The 18,159-nt window shown below is 56.1% G+C and carries 14 protein-coding genes; 12 read left to right on the forward strand and 2 right to left on the reverse strand.

Annotated elements, in window-relative coordinates; translation table 11 throughout:
* Window positions 1-142: 142 nt before the first annotated feature.
* Window positions 143-2,545, forward strand: coding sequence for a M66 family metalloprotease (locus tag JW897_RS06855; protein ID WP_205465596.1), 2,403 nt, complete (start codon window positions 143-145; stop codon window positions 2,543-2,545).
* A 292-nt stretch (window positions 2,546-2,837) separates the two neighbouring features.
* Here the strand turns inward: JW897_RS06855 and JW897_RS06860 are convergent, their stop codons facing one another.
* Complete coding sequence (locus tag JW897_RS06860; protein ID WP_048414658.1) at window positions 2,838-3,470, reverse strand: LysE family translocator; 633 nt, start codon at window positions 3,468-3,470, stop codon at window positions 2,838-2,840.
* Window positions 3,471-4,129: 659 nt separating this feature from the next.
* Here JW897_RS06860 and JW897_RS06865 point away from each other — a divergent pair.
* The 11 genes from JW897_RS06865 (at window position 4,130) to JW897_RS06915 (ending at window position 16,938) form a co-directional block, all read left to right on the forward strand.
* On the forward strand, window positions 4,130-4,780 hold the full coding sequence (locus JW897_RS06865; protein WP_205465597.1) for a DUF1353 domain-containing protein: 651 nt from the start codon (window positions 4,130-4,132) through the stop codon (window positions 4,778-4,780).
* Window positions 4,781-5,293: 513 nt separating this feature from the next.
* Entirely contained in the window at window positions 5,294-5,575 is a 282-nt protein-coding gene (locus JW897_RS06870) for a hypothetical protein (protein WP_205465598.1), read from the forward strand.
* Window positions 5,572-6,915 (forward strand): amidase, encoded by a 1,344-nt coding sequence (locus JW897_RS06875; protein ID WP_205465599.1) that lies wholly within the window; start codon window positions 5,572-5,574, stop codon window positions 6,913-6,915. Before JW897_RS06870 ends, JW897_RS06875 begins: the two co-directional genes overlap by 4 nt.
* A 2-nt stretch (window positions 6,916-6,917) precedes the next feature.
* Window positions 6,918-7,229 (forward strand): DUF1484 family protein, encoded by a 312-nt coding sequence (locus tag JW897_RS06880; RefSeq protein WP_205465600.1) that lies wholly within the window; start codon window positions 6,918-6,920, stop codon window positions 7,227-7,229.
* 601 nt (window positions 7,230-7,830) lie between these two features.
* The gene (locus tag JW897_RS06885) at window positions 7,831-8,778 is read left to right on the forward strand and encodes a hypothetical protein (RefSeq protein WP_205465601.1); all 948 of its coding nucleotides are present in this window, start codon (window positions 7,831-7,833) and stop codon (window positions 8,776-8,778) included.
* Between the two features lie 475 nt (window positions 8,779-9,253).
* Window positions 9,254-11,944 carry a type VI secretion system Vgr family protein gene (locus JW897_RS06890; protein WP_205465602.1) on the forward strand — a complete coding sequence of 897 codons (2,691 nt, stop codon included), beginning with the start codon at window positions 9,254-9,256 and terminating at the stop codon, window positions 11,942-11,944.
* Window positions 11,945-11,962: 18 nt separating this feature from the next.
* Window positions 11,963-13,606, forward strand: coding sequence for a lipase family alpha/beta hydrolase (locus tag JW897_RS06895; protein WP_205465603.1), 1,644 nt, complete (start codon window positions 11,963-11,965; stop codon window positions 13,604-13,606).
* 110 nt (window positions 13,607-13,716) lie between these two features.
* The gene (locus tag JW897_RS06900; RefSeq protein WP_205465604.1) at window positions 13,717-14,733 is read left to right on the forward strand and encodes a T6SS immunity protein Tli4 family protein; all 1,017 of its coding nucleotides are present in this window, start codon (window positions 13,717-13,719) and stop codon (window positions 14,731-14,733) included.
* 15 nt (window positions 14,734-14,748) lie between these two features.
* Complete coding sequence (locus JW897_RS06905; RefSeq protein ID WP_205465605.1) at window positions 14,749-14,889, forward strand: hypothetical protein; 141 nt, start codon at window positions 14,749-14,751, stop codon at window positions 14,887-14,889.
* A 358-nt stretch (window positions 14,890-15,247) separates the two neighbouring features.
* Window positions 15,248-16,228 carry a T6SS immunity protein Tli4 family protein gene (locus tag JW897_RS06910; RefSeq protein WP_205465606.1) on the forward strand — a complete coding sequence of 327 codons (981 nt, stop codon included), beginning with the start codon at window positions 15,248-15,250 and terminating at the stop codon, window positions 16,226-16,228.
* 137 nt (window positions 16,229-16,365) lie between these two features.
* Window positions 16,366-16,938, forward strand: a complete 573-nt coding sequence (locus JW897_RS06915; RefSeq protein WP_205465607.1) for a hypothetical protein — start codon at window positions 16,366-16,368, stop codon at window positions 16,936-16,938.
* Between the two features lie 279 nt (window positions 16,939-17,217).
* Here JW897_RS06915 and JW897_RS06920 read toward each other — a convergent pair whose 3' ends face one another.
* Window positions 17,218-18,159 (reverse strand): alpha/beta hydrolase, encoded by a 942-nt coding sequence (locus JW897_RS06920; RefSeq protein ID WP_205465608.1) that lies wholly within the window; start codon window positions 18,157-18,159, stop codon window positions 17,218-17,220.

The raw sequence follows: 18,159 nt of genomic DNA on the forward strand, positions 1-18,159 counted from the left end.
GGGGTGTTAAAAATAATTGGCATTTTTCACGAAAACAATACCCAATCAGAAACTTCCCGATTAAGGCCCAGTCATTCCTGATAGCTGCGCGGCTATGGTTCCAAAATGTCAACCACCCTCATTCATATAAGGGCAAGAGAACATGCGCCTAGCTATTATTCCAAGTCTGCTTATCGGGGTTTCTTTATTTGGCTGTAATGAAGACGACGCGCAAAAACAGCTGGCCGGACAGGCCGCCGGCTATGCCGCCGTCGCCAACGCCTGGCCGTTCAACGCCGTCACGCCGCGCAACGACCTGAGCGGCGCTTTCGAGGCCGAGGTGTCCTTCGCCCAAAGCCAGGTCATGCCGGCCGGCGCCGGCATCGCCGGAGACAGCCAGCCGCATTTGGTGGCCGGACGCCAGGCCTTGCTGATGCTGCGCCCCATTTCGGCCATCAGCGCCAACAAGCCGCTGCAGGTCGCCGTCAAGGACAAGAGCGGCGCCACCTTGGGCACGCTGCCGCTGAATCCGCCGGACAAACAGCCCAAGACCGCGTATTTCGTCGACGGCGCGCCGGAAGGCGGCATCGACTTCACTCCGCCGTCGGGCGCTCAAACCACCATCAGCAGCAATGCGGATCTGGCCAAGCTCGACGATCCCAACGGCGCCTTCCTGCGCGGCAAGCTCGCCGCCAACGCCATGGTGAACATCCAGACCGCGGACGGCAGCTGGGTCAAGACCATCTACCTGCCGGCCGACCCCGCCTTCGAAGGCAAGATGATCCGCTTCCAGTCCCAGGCCGGCTACGGCTCCACGGTGCGCTACAGCTCGCGCTCGGTGGACGTCAGCCGCGGCGACACCCTGCTGTTCAAATACGTCAACGGCCAGTGGTTCCGCCAGGGAGAGCTGGACAACAACCGGATCGTCTACTCGCAAGACCTCTGGAGCGCCGTCCTGCCGGCCGCCTGGATAAAGCCCGGCATGTCCCTGCAATTCAGCCACGAATCCAGATCCGGCGCGCTGACCAGGCTTGAAGTGGGCCCGGCCACCCAATTGCAGATCAACACCATAGACATCGGCATGCTGGTGGAGCCGCGCGGGGCTTTCGCCTTCGCCAACGATCCCGGCGCGCATCGCGAATACCTGCAAACCGCTCCGCTCAATCAGCTGCTGGTGGCCCAGTACGCGCCCGTCCATTTGAAAGAGGTGATGCTGCCGGACGGCACCCGGCTGACCCAGCAAGACCCCAGCCAAGGCGGCTGGCACACCGGCACCATGCGGGAAGACATCGGCAAGGAACTGATTTCCACCGGCATCAATTACGCCAATTACGGCGTCAACAGCACCGCCGGCCGAGGGGCGGCCTTCCCCCTGGTAGCCGCCTTGCTGACCGCGCACAACAGCCAGGGCAGATACGCCAACGGCGTGCAGGTGCACGGCGGCTCCGGCGGCGGCGGCGTGGTCACGCTGGACGAGTCCCTGGGCAATGAATTCAGCCACGAGGTGGGCCACAACTACGGTCTGGGCCATTATGTCGGCGGTTTCGACGGCTCGGTCCACCGCCCCGCCGGCGCGATCAACTCCAGCTGGGGCTGGGACGCGGACCTCAAGCGCTTCCTGCCCAACTTCAGCGGCGTCGTCAGCAATCAAAACACCTGCATGCCGGAGGGCAAGCCCTGCCAGTCGCCCTTCGCCGGGCGCAGTTACGGCCTGGACGCCATGGCCGGCGGCAGCCCGATGAGCGCCGTCAACCGCTTCACCCTGTATACGCCCTATGCGGCCAAGCAGATCCAGCGCTTCCTGGAAAGCAAGCCGGTGTTCGACTCCGCCTCGGCCACCGGCTTCAGCCAGTGGAACGCGTCCACTCAGAGCATGGACACCTACCGTCACCTGATCTCGCCGGACACGACGACCGTGCCGCTGGAAAAGCTGAGCGAGGCCTATCTCGCCGAGGTTCTGGGCCAGGCCGACCGCGCACTGATCAAGATGGAGGACGGATATTGGACCCGCGAGGTCAAGGCGCCGGCGGCCAGCGCCGCCAACAAGGGCAAGTTCATCACCATCAACAGCCGCGCCACCTACGCCACCAGCCTGCAGGCTCCGGGCCAGACCTTCCCAGTGGCGGGCCAGAGCGGGGACAACCACTTCGTGTCCGACGGCCGGCAGTGGCTCAAGACGCAGTCCATTGAAACAGAGCGCAAGCCGCAACGCTTTGGCGTGCCGGTCACCACCTTGCTGGGGTATTACGACCCGGAGATGAAGCTCCCCTCCTATGTTTACCCGGCCCTGCGCGGCGCTTACGGCTATAGCTACCCGGATGACGGCGCGTCGGCGTCCCCCGCGCAATGCCAGTTGCAGGTGGACACCGCCAGCGGGCAGCTGAAGTACAAGCTGCAAAGCGCGCGCGTCAACGGCGAGGTGATGAACAAATTCCACGTCAACGTGCCCAGCGCCTTGCAGCCGCAAAACGTGAAAGTGGTGTGCGGCGGCAAATCGCTGGCCAGCAAGACGGTGCCCGCGGCGAGCGGCGCCTTGCGCTACACGGTCAACGGCGTGTTGCAGTAAGGCCTGGTCCGCTTAAGAAGCGGTTCACGATATTTTCCGCGTTTTTAAGCCGGCTGGGCGCACGCCCAAACGGCCGCAAGCCTCTGCAAGCAAGCTCCGCGTGGGAATCGCCGCGCTCCTCCCACCCTACCCCTGGCCAACGGCCGCGCGTAGGGTGGGTGGAGCCCTAGGCGATGCTCACCGCGCCGAGCGGAACTGACTGTGCGCAGCGTCTTGGGCGGAAAGCAATGCGGCGGCCCCGCATCCACGGGGCCGCCGCATTAATTTTCTCGCCGCCCAGCGTTCAATCGCCTCAGCGCGGCTTCTCCAACAGCATTCTGACCGCCAGGCCGCCCAAGACCGTGCCCATGATCCAACGCTGAACCACGCCCCAGACCGGACGCTTGGCAAGCAAGGCGGCCATGGCGCCGGCGCTCAACACGATCAAGGCGTTGACGCTGACGCTGATCAGGATTTGGGTGAAGCCGAGCAAGAGCGACTGGGACAGCACGTCGCCGCCGGCCTTGGACAGAAACTGCGGCAACAGCGCCAGATACATCACGGCGATCTTGGGATTCAGCAGATTGGTCAGGAAACCCATCATGAAAAGCTTGCGGGCGCTGTCCGGCGCCAGTTCGCGCACCTGAAACGGCGAGCTGCCGCCGGGCTTGAGCGCCTGCCACGCCAGATACAGCAGATAAGCCGCGCCGCCGAAACGCAAGGCGTCGTAGGCATAGGGGATGGCCAGCAGCAAGGTGGTGATGCCCAGCGCCGCGCACAGCATGTAGAACACGAAGCCCAGCGCCACGCCGGACAAGGAGATCAGCCCGGCCCGCTTCCCCTGGCAGATAGAGCGCGAGATCAGATACATCATGTTCGGCCCCGGGGTGGCCACCATGCCCAGGGAGACCAGCGCAAAAGCCAACAGATTCGAGTATTCCGGCATCGTCGTTCCCAATCGGTTAAACAGGCTCCGCTCCAGCGCGCCCCGCCGGCGGCCGCGTGCGGCGCGGAAGCGCTTATGCTACATGAATCACGCCCCGGCCGTTTTCATTTTCTGCGCCCGCCCTGCGTAATGATCGGCTTAAAACCAGCGGACTGGAAATGGCCGATTGTTCCCTATAGAGCCTGTTCAAAGCCTCGCAAGCAAAAGCGAGTGCTCCTTAATTAAAGTGTAACAGTACAGAAATTTAAACCGGATGACCCTTCGGCATGGATCAGACGAATTTATTCTTCTTGGTCGCAATGACTTTTGCATTTTTCAAAATTGCCAATTACATAAAATCTCTCAAGGTTTATCTAAATGGAAACTAGCGTAAAGGTTTTGCCTTACCGGATTTCCCCTAAGTAATTGACCTCATTGAAACAAACTATATTCGAACTAATTTTGTTAATACCAACTGGACGGTCCCGAGCGCAGTAGACACCCCCCTGCTGAGACCAAAACCCGTTCATAGGCTCCGAGGCTAACGCCGCCCAAATGATTTAGGTCGTGGATCGCGTTTCGCCACCACTCAAACATGCAAATGAATTAAAAGCCGCAAACACATATGCAGCAGCCTGCAAATAACACCAAATCACTTTACATATGGATGGGAGCAAATCATGGCGAACGATGCATGGCGGGAAGCATTCAAGGATGAATCGAACAAACATAATTTTAAGGATGCCGGAGGGTCTCCAACAGATAAGTCAACGGCGGCCGGCCTCGCAGCACCAGTGGGCCATGGGCGGTACGAGAATGCTCCACCCGAGACTGCATGGCTGGACGATAGCCGCCGCATGCGCCTGACACAACCATTCGGCTATGTGGACAAGGATAATCAGTCCTGGCCCGTACCCGTTGGCGCCATCGTAGACGGGGCTTCAATTCCTCAGATTCTCTGGTCCCTGATAGGCGGCCCACTCGATGGGCTGTACCGCCAAGCCTCTATCATCCATGACTATTACTGTGACGTACGGACACGCCCCTGGCAGGCAGTACACAGGGTATTCTACGAAGCCATGCTCTGTAGTGGTGTCTTTGAGCCAAAAGCGAAAATCATGTATTACGCGGTATATAGCTTCGGTCCCCGTTGGGCGGTGGGGTCACCGGCACTTATTGAAGGTATCGACGCTGCAGGCGCACCCAAGTCTATTCCAAAATCGCTGCCTGTCCAATCTTTCCATGCAGCTAGTTTCGAAGCAGCTGCCAGGCAAATTTTTACTGAAAATCTAAGTATCGAATCCATTGAAAAGCTTGCCAATCTCCAATAAGCCACGGCGGTAAGCGGTGGTTTAAAAGGAAACTCGCAGCTCACTGTAGAAGTTCTGATTTGATCTGACAATCGAGCACCGTCAAAACGGAAGGCTGCCAGATCAAGTCTGAACTTCTACAACTTATCCCACAAAACCCACAAAATATGACGCCTGCGTCCCGGCCTTGAACAGCCAGAACCCCCTGCTGTTCCCCAATCCATTAATCTCAACACAAACAATCCACCTAACCACCAGCTTGACGCCCCCCCCCACCGTCAGTACCCTTTGTCTCGCGCGGCGCCCAATCACGCCGCGCAGGGTTTGGAAGCCCAGAAATTCGTAATCGCAGACTCCTTGTGTCGGCTTTGGCACAAGCACGTCTGCTGCCACGCTGTGCCCATTCGGATAGGCCGTGGCAGGGAACTCCCTGCGAGTTACCGGTCTTTGATTACGAATCCCGGTCTTCCAACCTTGTCACTGGCCTGTCCAAGTCTCGCCGGACAGGTTTCCAACGCTGACTTGGAGACCGCAATGACTCCTGTTTCTCCCTCGACTTTCGCCAAACCGCCCCCGGCCATTCGCCAGGAACAACTGCGCCTGCTGTCCCAAACCCTGGACGCTTGCGCGCTGGCCTTGAACTGCCTCAGCCAACTGCGTTCCACCTTGGCCGCGATCCATACCCAAACCACGCCCCCCTCCCATCCGTATTTTCTGACCCGCCTCTCCATAGAAATCCTGGACCACTACGCCACCCAGTTGCAGCACATCAACGCCGCCGCCCAAAGCGAGCACGTGGCATGGGGGACGAGATGAAACCAGACTTGATGCAGTTGCATAGGGAGTTGCTGCTGGGCAACATCAGCAGCGTGGCGCTGACGAAACAGGCGCTCGACGCCATCGCCAGCCATCAGAAAGCTGGCGGCGCGGCCTTTACTCAGGTCAACGCCAAAACCGCCCTGGCCGCCGCCCGCCAGCTTGACGCCGCCAGGCTCTACCCCACCCCGCTGGCCGGCCTTCCCCTCACCATCAGCGATGGTTTCGACGTTCAAGGCCAAGTCACTCGCGCCGGCTCCGCGGCGCTGCAATCCAATCCGCCGGCCAGCCAGGACGCCGCCGTGGTATCGACGCTGCGCGCCGCCGGAGCGGTGCTGCTGGCGCGCGCCAATATGAGCGAGTTCTCTCACTCCGGCCTGGGCCTGAATCCGCACCACGGCACCCCGCTGAACCCCGGCGACCCGGCGCGGGTGGCGGGCGGCTCCAGTTCCGGCGCGGCGGTCAGCGTGGCCCTGGGCATGAGCGCGGCCGCGCTAGTGGCCGACAGCAGCGGCTCGGCGCGCATTCCCGCCGCCTTCTGCGGCCTGGTCGGCTTCAAGGCCACGGCAACGCTGATGCCGCTGCAAGGCTGCCTGTCCTTGTCGCCGTCGCTGGACTCGGTCGGAATGCTGGCACATTCGACCTCCTGCTGCTCGGTCCTGAACGCCGTGCTCACCGGGGGCTGGATGCCCGCCCATGTCCGCCGCGCTCAGCCCCCGGATCTGCAAAGACGCCGGCTCTATGTCACGGAGGACTATCTCGCGGAACAGCTTGACCCCGCGGTGGCCCAAGCGTTCGACACGGCGCTGACGCGCTTGTCCAAAGCCGGCGCCCGCATCGTTCGCTTCGACTTTCCCGAACTCAGGCGGATTTCCGACATGAATGCCCAGGGCGGACAAATCGCGGCCGAGGCCTGGCGCTGGTACCGCGCGCGGCTGGAAGGGGAAGACGGCGGCCGCTGCGATCCGCGCATTGCCAAACTCATCCGGCAGGGCGCGAATCAGAGCGCTGTGGATTATCAAGACCTGCTTGAGCAACGCCGCATGCTGCAAGACGTGGCCGCGCACCGGCTCTCCATGGCCGACGCCTGGCTCATGCCCACCGTGCCGATCCTGCCGCCCACGCTGGCTCAGCTGGAAGACGATGACGCCTACACCCGCTTGAATCGCCTGGTTCAGCGCAATAGCGCCGTCGTCAATCTGCTGGACGGCTGCGCGCTCAGCCTGCCGCTGACCTCCCAGATCGGCCTAAGCGTCTGCGGCCTGCACGGCCGCGATACCCATATCCTGAAATTGGCGGCCGGCATTGAAGCCACGCTGGCGAAAGCGGAAGGAGAATGACCATGGACGGCCCAATGCCCGTGATGGAGCAATTGAAGCAGCTGAATCAGGACTTGCTCGACGCCCAGCCGGATCAGACGGCGCTGTCCCACCTTGGCCGGCAACTGGCCCAGCAGTGCGCGGAGATGGATGCCTGTCTGCTACAGGGTTTGATGGAACTGCGCGCGGCCAACATCGGCCTGCAAGCCATCCTGACCCTGCTGCAACTCCACGATGAACCGGTGCTGGTCAGCAGCGATGAAGCGGTTGCGCTGCTGGAACCGATCCAGCAGCGCTTGAGCCTTGGCCTCAACCGTATCAACCAACTATTGTAGTCGGCCCTATCAGCCAGGGAGCGCCCCGACAATGGAGCCTATAGAGAGTAAAAGCAGGCATATTGCTGTATGAGCTTTTGCCTATAAGTCTTCATGAATTTTTAACAGCAATATTTATGCCTCGGCTTCGGCTGGGGCATTTTTATGTGGGCTGCCGCAAGGCACTTGATTAGAAATTTCGCTTGCCACTGGCCGTAGCTCGGCCAGAACGGACTTTGATCGCAGCGGTACAGCATGATCGCTTTCGACTAGGACTAGTAGCTTTACTTCATCTGCGGTTGGGACTACAAAAAAACTCTAGGCCCCCAACCACATCACCAATGACCTCAACTCGCGCAGAAACCCTCGCCCGCTCGTCTATCTTGCGAGCTTTCAGCTTCATCTTTTAGTCGCTTGATCCAAGCACGAGCCAATCCCTCAAGATCGAGTTTTTTCTGGGTTGATTACTACGATCATTGGATTTGTCGCCGATAGGCAAGTAATCTACATGGTCTGTACCTGTACTCATCCGAAACTCTTCTCAACGGATTGAAAGCCATGGGTAACGTATTTCATACCAGTACAACAAAGTTCCGCTCACCCGTGATGGAGCGCCTATCCAATGCATGAAGATAATGGCCAAAACAAAGTGATCATGCCAAAGTTAATCATCGATGAGAGCATACTCAAACGCATTGCAGCCAGCTTTACTGGTCAACCAATCACAATGGGGCCAGACGGAGAAATGCTAGCTCCTGGCATTGTTGACTTACTTGACACCGATCACACCATTTCTCGCTGGGTACCCAATGACGATCGAACTGGCATGTTAGTGCTTGCTGCCGAAGCATGTCGTGATGTTCTGTTTTACTCAGAACGCCTGATTGACTCCAAGACTAGACGGAGAGCCATGCGGGGAGTCACTGTGCCTGTTTGCAAACTCATGGACGTTACGGCTCTCCTTATATCTAGGATGAATGATAAAACATCCCGCGACGCCCGTGCTCAATGGCCAAATACAGATCAAAAAACCTATCACGAGGTAGCCAAGCACTTAAAGAAAAAACGTCTTCAGGGTCCCGTTAGGTGGGTTCGCAACAAGATTGCTGCGCACCTTGATGCTGAGGCTTTTACGGCAGGCACCGACTACCTAAAGCTGGACGACATCCTGGGGGCTTTTGGAGATTGCGTGATATTGCTAACGTTGTCGATGAACTACCCATCAAGCTGGTTCAGCTGGATTCGTGCTCTCGGAACCTCGCCTGATGGTCAGCAGCACATCGTAGAAACGATGTTCGAATATCCAATATGTGTTCGCTGGATCACTGACTTGGACGGCCACCCAATTGCTTTGAGTAAGGTTATATTGGCCGAAGATCCAAGGCATGGCCTTCAAGCTCAAATGTCGGAAGCCCTCAACGCATACAACGAATTGGTAAGAGTGACAGGCACACAACTTCCCCTCATTACCATGAAGCAGATGATCGATGCGGCAGGCTCAGGTCAGAATAACTCAACAACTAACATCTTCCTTGAAGGAATAAAAATATTTCAGTCTGCCAAAGGCTAACGCGTCCTAATCATTAGCTGTAGAAGTTCAGACTTGATCTGACACTCCCACCACTCCCCCTCACCCAACTTCCATTTTCAGTACATCAGGAAGGCCGCGCCCTCGCATCGGATGCGTGCGCCCTCGGCGTCAATGGTTTCCATGATATGTTCGGCGGCCTTGCCTTGCCCTCATCCGGCCCCACGTCGTAATAACCACTGTCCAGCAACTTCATGGGGATCACTGCCGCTGTCGATATCCTGCCTTGAGCATGAAACCTCTTCGTGGTTTCTCTATGTGCTTTACCGTGGAGCACTCCCTTCCAAGCCGCCAACGTGCCGTACCTGTCCTTTAGAACTGGGCCTCTCCAAACCTTGATCTAGCTCGCTTGTACCGTCACAAGCCATCCAAATAGAATGTTTCCGCTCTCCATTGCGAACCAACATCATCAGACCACTTTGCATAAGTGGTTTTTCTTTGCGGACATTCTATTTCTATGGATATCAGCCAGCTGCTTGCCAGTTTTTCCAGCGCCTTCACGCAAGACAATCGTCTGCTCACGCTGTCCCTCGGGGATGGCAGCATCGCGGCTGAAACCTTGTTGCCTCAGACTCTGGAAGGCGAGGAAGGCGTTTCAGAGAGCTATCGCTATCAATTGACCTGCCTGTCTCCCAATAGCTCCATCGAACTGAAATCTCTGCTGGGCGTGGCCGCAAAGATAGGTATTGCCGCTGCCTCCGGGGAAGAGCTTGTACGCTGCGGGGTGGTGTCGGAGGTGAAGCAGCTGGGGGCGGATGGCGGTTTCGCTCAGTACGGTTTGACGGTGGAAGCTCCTTTTTCGCTGCTGCGCTATCGGCGGACTTCACGCGTGTTCCAGGACTTGACCGTGCCGGACATCATTAAGCAGATTCTGGCGGAGCATCAGGCGAATAATGCTCAGTTCGCACGGGTTCAGACTTTGGACATTCAAGTGGGTCCGGCTTCGCCGCGCAGCTACTGCCTACAGTACCGCGAGAGCGACTATGACTTTATCGTGCGCTTGATGCATGAAGAGGGTTACGGCTGGCGGTTTGCCCATTCTGAGAAAGACAAGCTGCCGCAAGTACAGCTGATCCTGTTTGATGATCCGTTTGGGCTACCCGCCGCCAGCATGGAGCGCCTGCGCTTTCACCGTAGCGATGCGACGGAAGAAGAAGACGGCTTAACCGCGTGGGAATCTTCCCGACAAATCGTATCCGGCAATGTCGCTCTGGCGAGCTTCGATTACCAGCCTGTCACCAGCAATATGACGGGCGATGAAAGCCAAATCAATCAGGGGCAGAGCGGCAAGGCCTTACAGTCCAGCTTGCAGGATTACGCGCCGCAGACGCTTTACTATGCGAGCGATGCGGAGCAATTTGGGCATTACGCGCAGCTGCGGCAGCAGGCGCATGATTTACAGGCCAAGCAGTTCAGCGGCGGTGGCGCGGTCAGGGGGCTGCTGCCGGGCGAATGGTTCCGTCTGGACAACCATCCCAACCACGACGGGGACAGCAGCGAGCAACGTGAATTCGTGGTGACCAAACAGAACTTCATCGCTCACAACAATCTTCCCCAAGGGCTGAAGCGGCTGCTTCAAACCGCCATCCCTTATCTATCCCAAAGCAAAGAACAAACTGAACCCGCGCCTTACCAAACCACCTTTACCGCTCAACGGCGCGGCATTCCGCTGACGCCGGCATACGCCTATACCCGGCATGCCAAGCCAACCAGTTTGGGCAGCCAGACCGCTACCGTGGTGGGACCAGCCGGCGAAGAGGTGCATACGGATCAGTTTGGACGCATCAAGGTGCAATTCCATTGGCAGCGTGCTGAAGAGCATCCCGGCATCGGCGCGGCGATGGATGATAAGTCCTCTTGTTGGATTCGAGTGGTGATGCCCAGTGCCGGGGCCGCTTGGGGGCACCAGTTCATTCCCCGCATCGGTCAGGAAGTCTTGGTGGATTTTCTGGAAGGAGACATTGACCGCCCGGTGGTTGTTGGCGTGCTCTATAACGGCAGCCACGCCACCCCGGACTTTAGCGGCGCAGGGGCTTTGCCGGCGAACAAGACCCTCTCCGGCATCAAGTCCAAAGAGCATCAAGGCGGCGGCTACAACGAACTGCTGTTTGATGACACTCCCGGTGAAGTCCGCGCCAAGCTTTCCAGTGAGCCGGGCAAGACCCAGTTGAACCAGGGCTTTTTGACGCATCCCCGCAAAGACGGGAAAGCGGAGCCACGCGGAAACGGCTTCGAGTTGCGAACGGATTTGTCAGGCGCGATCCGGGCCGCTCAAGGGGTTCTGGTCAGCGCCTATGGCCGTGAAGGCGCTCGCGGCAATCAACTGGACCGAGAAGAGTTGATAGGCCAGTTGGAGATGGCGCTGTCCATTGCGAAGTCTCTCGCCAAGCAGGCGGAGGTGCATCATGCGGATGAGACCGACACCAAACCGCAAGAGCAACTGGCGCAAGACGTCAAACAATGGGAAGGTGGCAGCAATACCGCCAAGGAAGCCAAGAGTGGGCACAAAGCCATTCTGGCCCTCGGCGCACCGGAAGGCATTGCCATGGCCAGCGAATCGAACATCTCGATGGCAACGGGCAGCACGCACGACTTGATTGCCGCCAAGGATAGCAACCTGAGCATAGGCCAGCATCTGCGCATGCGCGTGGGCCAGTCCCTGTCCATCTTCGTGATGCAGTTGGGCATGAAGCTCATCTCCGCCTCTGGCGCGATTCGCATCCAAGCGCAGGATGACGACATTGAAATTATCGCCGCCAAGCGCTTACGTTTGGTGGGCTTGAAGGCTGTCAGCATTGAAGGGCCTCAGGTCAATATCACCGCGCAGAATGCCGGCGCGGAGTATGGGGGCGGGATCACCACGAAGACATCGGCCACGCATACCCAGCATGCCGCCAGCCATGTCATGACGGGGCCGGCCAGTGTCAGCCCGCAAAATGCTCTCCAATCCAGCAAGGCGGATCATGATCAGAAAGTACAATTGTTCTGGCAAGGCGGGGGCGAGCCGATTGGTAATCGCCAATATCGACTGAAGCTGGAGGACGGTCGCGTCTTAAGCGGCAAGACGGATGCTTCTGGCTTTGCCCAGCATTTGAAGTCTGAACTTGGCTTTGCGCGTTACAAGCTGGAACTGCTGCCCGAACAATAAACGAGAGACCTGTTCATCATGGCGATACAACAACCTATCAATGGGCAAATTGGCAAGAACGGTGTACGGCAGAGTGAAGGCGCTCTTTCGCCCAATATTGCCGATACCCAGCAAAATCATTACCTGGCCCCGGACCGGGTGATTCCTGTTATTTTCATCCCAGGGATTATGGGCAGTAATTTGCGGATGACGGCGGAGAGACAGCAGCAGTTAAGCAAAAAGAATAATGTGGCGTGGAACCCTGATAAATTGAAAGAAGCAGGTTCACTTATATTTGCGGATGCCGCAGAGCGGCAACTTACGCTTGACCCCTCGGCAACGGTAGTCGACCTCTATGACCCCAAGTCCAATCCAACAGGAGACCCCAAGGAGAGCGCAGCGTCGCGTCATGGCAATGTAAAACCAGGAAAGACGACCCACCTGAGTCAGGAAGATGCCCGCCAAAGGGGATGGGGTGAAGTCATGTTCAGCAGCTATGGACAAATGTTGAATACCTGCGAGAGCCTGCTCAATCGGATGTTCACCAACGGCAAGTTACAGCCGGGTTGGAAGGATATTGTGGATGCTGACCCCAAGGCCTGGCAGGCGGCAAGCAGTCTTCCTAAGCTGACTGAAGCTGACCTCAAACAAGCGTCGAAAGGCTGCTGGTTTCCTGTACATGCCTTCGGCTACAACTGGCTGCAATCAAATGGCGACTCAGCCAAATTAATTGCCAAGCGCATTCATGACCTGATAAGCGGCTATCAGAAGCACAGCCGCTGTGAAAAAGTCATTATTGTTACTCATTCGATGGGGGGCTTGGTGGGGCGAGCGCTAGCGCATCCTAGCTATGGCAATCTGCAAGACAAGATATTGGGGATCGTACATGGGGTGATGCCCGCCACAGGTGCGCCCGCTGCCTATCGGCGGATGCTGGCCGGGTTTGAAAGCGGCAACATGGTTGAAAAGGCGGTGCTGGGTAGTAGCGGTCCTGATGTGATGGCGGTGCTGGGTAATGCGCCCGGGGGCCTTCAGCTGTTGCCAAGTGTTTCTTATGGCACGAACTGGCTACACATCATCAGCACGCATGGCCAAACATTGAAACAGCTGCCGCAGTCAGACCCGTATGAGGAAATTTATAGCCGATCTGATGTGTGGTGGGGCATGCTGCGGGAAGAGTGGATTAATCCTGCTGGACAAGATCGGGCTGGAGCCCAGTTTACCCGACAACATCTGAAAAGTGCCAAGCACTTTCATCAGGCCTTAACAGGTTGTTATCACCCTAATAGTTATGCTCACTATGGTTGCGATGCAAAAAGAAAGGCATTCCAAAAAGTGGTTTGGGAAGTAAAAAGCAGCAAACCCATTGCCAACCCGGACTCACTGCAAATTTTGCATGACTCTGGTAAGGGTAATCTACAGCTGCAACATCCGCAGGCAAAGCCGAGTGGAGGGATGTATCCGGAAAGCATCGCTGCATTTATTCGTGATCCTTCCGACCCGGGGGATCAAACAGTGCCGATGCGCTCAGCGGACGACCAACTAAATAGCGGCAAGTTCAAAGGGATTTTTCGTCAAACAGGTTATGAGCATCAGGCCAGCTATAAGGATAAAAATGCCTTGGCATCCACGCTGTACAGCATTGTTCAAATTGCCAGGCAAATGGAATGGGAGGGTGCTTGATGTCAACTAGAATCCCTTGGAAGGGACTGGCATGCCTAGGTGCTGCCGTTGCAGTACTTGCTGTTTCTTATCGTATTTACTCAGACCCTCTTCGTAATCGGGCGTACGCAATGGCAACCACTCCAAAGAAAATTGACACCCTATTCAAAGAAACCAAACCGGTCTGCTTTGGTCGCTACTTGATAGATGTTCCAAAAAGTGCTCAGGTTGTTTGGGGGCCCAGTGAAATTAGTGCTGAGATCGTGTCGTATCCTGACCAGGGATATAAAGCGTTCGGAGAAGCCAAAGATATGATCAAGGAACTCGAATCAGAAAAGCATCTTTCTGAGCCTTCTATGTTGATTGGCGTGTTTGATGGACCGAATGCGAGCAGCAAGATTGTTGTAGGGTATAAATCATCTGATGATACGGGCTTTGCGCAATTACATTCTTACATTAAGTTGGGAAAAAACGCCTACGTGCAAACTATTCCGCAGTCTCTCCTGGCTGTGAGCGACAGTACTGCATACATGGGATTAAGAGAGGATAAAAGTCTATACAAAAAGGATGTAGCCATTTTGCAAGATATTGCCAGCCGACTGAGTGTACGTGCTGAAAATGAAGTTCCAACAAGGTCCGGCATTTGTATTGAGGCTGGTTTTGTTTCTGGCGATACACCAAAGTATCAGGAACGTATCTCTATTGGCTTCCGGTTTCCTGAGTTTCCAGATATTAGCTTCTCGCTATCTTCATTTAAGACGGATAAATTCCGTCAGGACAACACCTTGGACTGGTCTCTAAAGAAAACACAAGAAACTTATACAGAACAGGGAGAGGGTTTGTTTTGGAACAGCATTGCAATGTTAAAAAAAGGCCCACGAGAGATTGCAGGTTGGAGTGGAGATGAGGCGCTTTCCCGAATACCTTCCAAGGGAGATTACCCTTCCGTTCATGAGTTTGCTTTCAAGTATGCCGGCAAGCCTGCGTATGATCCATTCCACCCGGTCGTTAAAATAAAGATGAATACAGGCGTGTCAGGTAATACTGCTGGTGTGGCTCACCCAAGTTTGACGGATGATGAGGCTGTGGCTCTTTGGGATAAGCTTACGTCTACTATTCGCGTGCGTCCAGTGACTGGCACTCAATAGGAGCCTTGGCTCTTAATGAGCGATTACGGCATTCAACTTATCGATCTGAAAATGGGGATGAAAATAGTCATTCCTCCTGATCATGCAATGCCAATCTATCCGCTTTTCTGTGTGACTACCTTCGCCTCAGCATTTTTTGATGGCAACCTATCCTGACTCGGTAGCAGTTGCCGGTGTAGGTTTTCTCTTCGCCATATTTTCTAGCAAAAAATTACAAGAAAAAAGCTATTGATGTCATTTTAAAATCTATGTGAGTGCAACATCTCTAGGAATGCGTGATTAAGCCCCTCCAAGCTCGACCGACAGAACAATAAGCTTAAAAGCTGAATGGTCGCGTTGACATATCAAAGTGCCAAATCAGCTGCAACCAACACCCAAAGCAGTATTTAGCATGTCGGGGTTCGACCATCAAATGAGCTACAAAAACAAATATGCGATTCAAGCTACAGTCTATGGCATCGCCAAAATCGTTCAACAAGCCCCTCCGCCCAAGGCATACTAAAGGACTGCCACGATGAATCGACTTGCTTTATTGCTTGCCTTATTGATGGCCAGCCCTGCCCTTTATGCTGCGGAGAATAAGATGTTTGACAAAATGAAAACCTACTGCTTTGGTCGTTACTTAGTTGACATTCCGCATGAAGCAGAACTCAAGGGACAGGGAAACAAATATATTGCTGCATCAATAAAAACCGAAAAAATTAGTAGGGAAGCCATGCTTAAGCTGGCGGAGAAAAAAGAAATCACCTTAAAAAACGAGCATGACAAATATGAAGATCAGTTTGCGGAAACTCGATTTTCAAACTCACCAGACAAGAGATTGGTGTTAGCAAAGTCAGAACCATTTGGACGACTCATGTATTCATTGGATGCCTATAAATTTTTAGGAAATGGATACACTGCACTTTCCTCAGTCCGTGCATTAAACAAAAAAAACATCCAGGAAACACTTTCTGAGTATGAGGCCTACCTACAAGGGATTCGTTATCGCTCGGATCGAGACATTCCGAAAGAGGCCGGTTTTTGCATTGCAAATGGCTTTGTCGCAAATGATGGAAAATCTCCGCAATTTGAAATGGCTTCAATCACTTTCGCCTTGAAGAATAATCCGGATGTTTGGTTTAGCATAGACAGCTTCACACTGTCAAAGCAAGAGCCATCCTTGCTGGAAAGGCAAAAGGCAGCAAAACTGGATGAGAGATTTCCTGGCAAGATAAAGGCAATCAGGAAGGGAGCTAGAACGGTAAATGGAATGCAAGGTGAGGAATCTCTAAATGAGTTCCCCTCTGACAACGGCATGGGTGTTGCACATAATTTTACGTGGAAAGCTCAGGGGGGCTTTGATAACCCCCTCAATCCCAAAGTCTCGATACAGCTTACCTCTGGTGAAGGCGTAGCCGGTGTTACGGGGGAATCATCTTTAAATGCAGCACAAATGCAGCATCTCTATGAAAGCGTGATTAAGTCCATCCGAGCTCGCCCGGTAGCTCAATAAATTTAAGTGGCGTAACGGGTGACAACATCGGTCAATCCGCGTCAACATTCACCGCCCAAAATAGTCTATGGCTTTATGCGAGGCCGCAGTGCAATTTATTAATTTTCGATATTGCAATTAGCAAAGGCAATTCCTCTATGATTAATACTTCTAAGATTGTTACCTATTTTGGAGTATTGCCTGCTGTATTAATGGCAACGGGTTGCGCTGTCAATAGGCCGCTTGAGCCTGAGGCGATTCGCGCCGCGATGAAAGCGACTTATCAATGTCATTCATCGCCAGTAGATAAAGTGGGACAAAGCGAGCAAGGCATAAATAAAGGCTGCTATTTTGTGCTGCATAGCCCGGAGACGGGAAGAGTGCTCAAAAACACTCCTTATTTACTTCAGGTCCATGACCGGAAGTCCAACGGCGAAGCTCCTGCGATTTCTTTGCAGGGACGGACGGATGACCAAGGAAGAAGCCAATTTGTATCGCCTCCTTTTGATATTAATGTGAATGCCGTGCGCTTTGTAGAAGTTGTGGGCAGCGGGAACTATCGGGGCAACTTCACCTTGGTTTCAAGAAGCGGCAAGCCGTCTAGCGGGGCTGGATACAAGTTGTTGGCGTGCGGGAAAGAAGTATATAAATCCCGTGCAGACTATCACGGTGAAACAGTAGTTTTTCAGATGCAAGATCGCTGTGACTTTTCAATGCAGCTTACAAGATAAGCACGGAGCAACGTTGCTAGGCTGCCAGGAAAAGTCAGAATAAGACCCGCTAACAAAACCTCTGATCCTGCGTTGCGCCTCCTTGTCGTACTACGGGTACTGTAGCTTCGCAGAAACTTCGTTTTCTGCGTCGGCGCGCCTTGGCTCAGGTACGCTGCGCGGTTTTGTTAGCGGCTCTAAACCACGCGGACCCACAGATGGGCGACACCGCATCAACCGCCTAGTGTAAACGCCAGGGAGCGCCCGGCGCTCCTTGGTGCTCAGTGCATCAGAACGAAATCACCCATCCACGCCCAGCGCCGCCCTCACCTCCGCGCCGGCGATGTCGAACAGCGCGCCCGCGGCCGGCGTCAGGCCCAGCATGTGGATGCAGCTGTGGACCATGCCGTCCAGCTGGCGCACCGTCGCCGCCACCCCGGCCTGGCGCAGCCGCGCGCCGTAGTCCTCCGCCTCGCCGCGCAGCGGGTCGAACTCCGCCGTCAGAATGGTTGCGCCGGGCAGGCCGTCCAGGCTGGCCGCCAGCAGCGGCGAGACCTGGGGCGACTCCCCCACTTCCTCCGCGGACAGATAGGTGGCGTAGCAGAAGCGCATCAGCTCCCGCGTCAGGTAATAGCCCTCGCCGTAGGTCCGGTAGCTGGCGCTGTCCATCCTGTGGTTCAAGGCCGGGTAGATCAGCAATTGATGGGCGACGGACGGGCCTCCGTGTTCGCGCGCCAGCAGGCAGGCGGCGGCGACGAGATTGCCGCCGGCGCTGTCCCCGGCCACGCCCAGCCGGGCGGGATCCAGGCCGAGCGCTTGCGCGTGTTCGAAGACCCAGCACAGGGCGTCGTACACATCATGCAGCGGCGTCGGGTAGCGGTGCTCCGGCGCCAGCCGGTAATCGACGGACAGCACCACGCAGCCGGTGGCCTTGGCCAGCGCGCGGCAGGGGTTGTCGTAGACCTCGGCCGAGCCCAGGCACCAGCCGCCGCCGTGGGCGAACAGCAGCGCCGGCTGCGCCGCCTCGCTGGCCTCGGGCCAATAGCCGACGATGCGCAGCGGATGGCCGTCCCGCGCCGTCGCCTGAAACACTTCCACCCGCGCAACGGGTTCCAGCGGGCCGTGCAGTTGGCGCAGCCCGGCGTCGGTGTCGGCGCGCAGCTGCGCCATGTCCGCCGGCGCGGCGGCGTCGCCCGCCGCCGCCTGTTCCAGCCACTGCCGGATCTTGATGTCCAAGGGCAT

It is taken from the genome of Chromobacterium alkanivorans (assembly GCF_016937655.1).
GTDB classification, from domain to species: Bacteria; Pseudomonadota; Gammaproteobacteria; order Burkholderiales; family Chromobacteriaceae; genus Chromobacterium; species Chromobacterium alkanivorans.

What these genes read in the sequence shown, in the direction of transcription:
- JW897_RS06915 (WP_205465607.1), top strand. Translation starts at nt 16,366, where the DNA reads ATGATTAATACTTCTAAGATTGTTACCTATTTTGGAGTATTGCCTGCT.
- JW897_RS06870 (WP_205465598.1), top strand. Translation starts at nt 5,294, where the DNA reads ATGACTCCTGTTTCTCCCTCGACTTTCGCCAAACCGCCCCCGGCCATT.
- JW897_RS06860 (WP_048414658.1), bottom strand. Translation starts at nt 3,470, where the DNA reads ATGCCGGAATACTCGAATCTGTTGGCTTTTGCGCTGGTCTCCCTGGGC.
- JW897_RS06910 (WP_205465606.1), top strand. Translation starts at nt 15,248, where the DNA reads ATGAATCGACTTGCTTTATTGCTTGCCTTATTGATGGCCAGCCCTGCC.
- JW897_RS06895 (WP_205465603.1), top strand. Translation starts at nt 11,963, where the DNA reads ATGGCGATACAACAACCTATCAATGGGCAAATTGGCAAGAACGGTGTA.
- JW897_RS06920 (WP_205465608.1), bottom strand. Translation starts at nt 18,159, where the DNA reads ATGCCCTTGGACATCAAGATCCGGCAGTGGCTGGAACAGGCGGCGGCG.
- JW897_RS06880 (WP_205465600.1), top strand. Translation starts at nt 6,918, where the DNA reads ATGGACGGCCCAATGCCCGTGATGGAGCAATTGAAGCAGCTGAATCAG.
- JW897_RS06885 (WP_205465601.1), top strand. Translation starts at nt 7,831, where the DNA reads ATGCATGAAGATAATGGCCAAAACAAAGTGATCATGCCAAAGTTAATC.
- JW897_RS06875 (WP_205465599.1), top strand. Translation starts at nt 5,572, where the DNA reads ATGAAACCAGACTTGATGCAGTTGCATAGGGAGTTGCTGCTGGGCAAC.
- JW897_RS06865 (WP_205465597.1), top strand. Translation starts at nt 4,130, where the DNA reads ATGGCGAACGATGCATGGCGGGAAGCATTCAAGGATGAATCGAACAAA.
- JW897_RS06855 (WP_205465596.1), top strand. Translation starts at nt 143, where the DNA reads ATGCGCCTAGCTATTATTCCAAGTCTGCTTATCGGGGTTTCTTTATTT.
- JW897_RS06890 (WP_205465602.1), top strand. Translation starts at nt 9,254, where the DNA reads ATGGATATCAGCCAGCTGCTTGCCAGTTTTTCCAGCGCCTTCACGCAA.
- JW897_RS06905 (WP_205465605.1), top strand. Translation starts at nt 14,749, where the DNA reads ATGAGCGATTACGGCATTCAACTTATCGATCTGAAAATGGGGATGAAA.
- JW897_RS06900 (WP_205465604.1), top strand. Translation starts at nt 13,717, where the DNA reads ATGGCAACCACTCCAAAGAAAATTGACACCCTATTCAAAGAAACCAAA.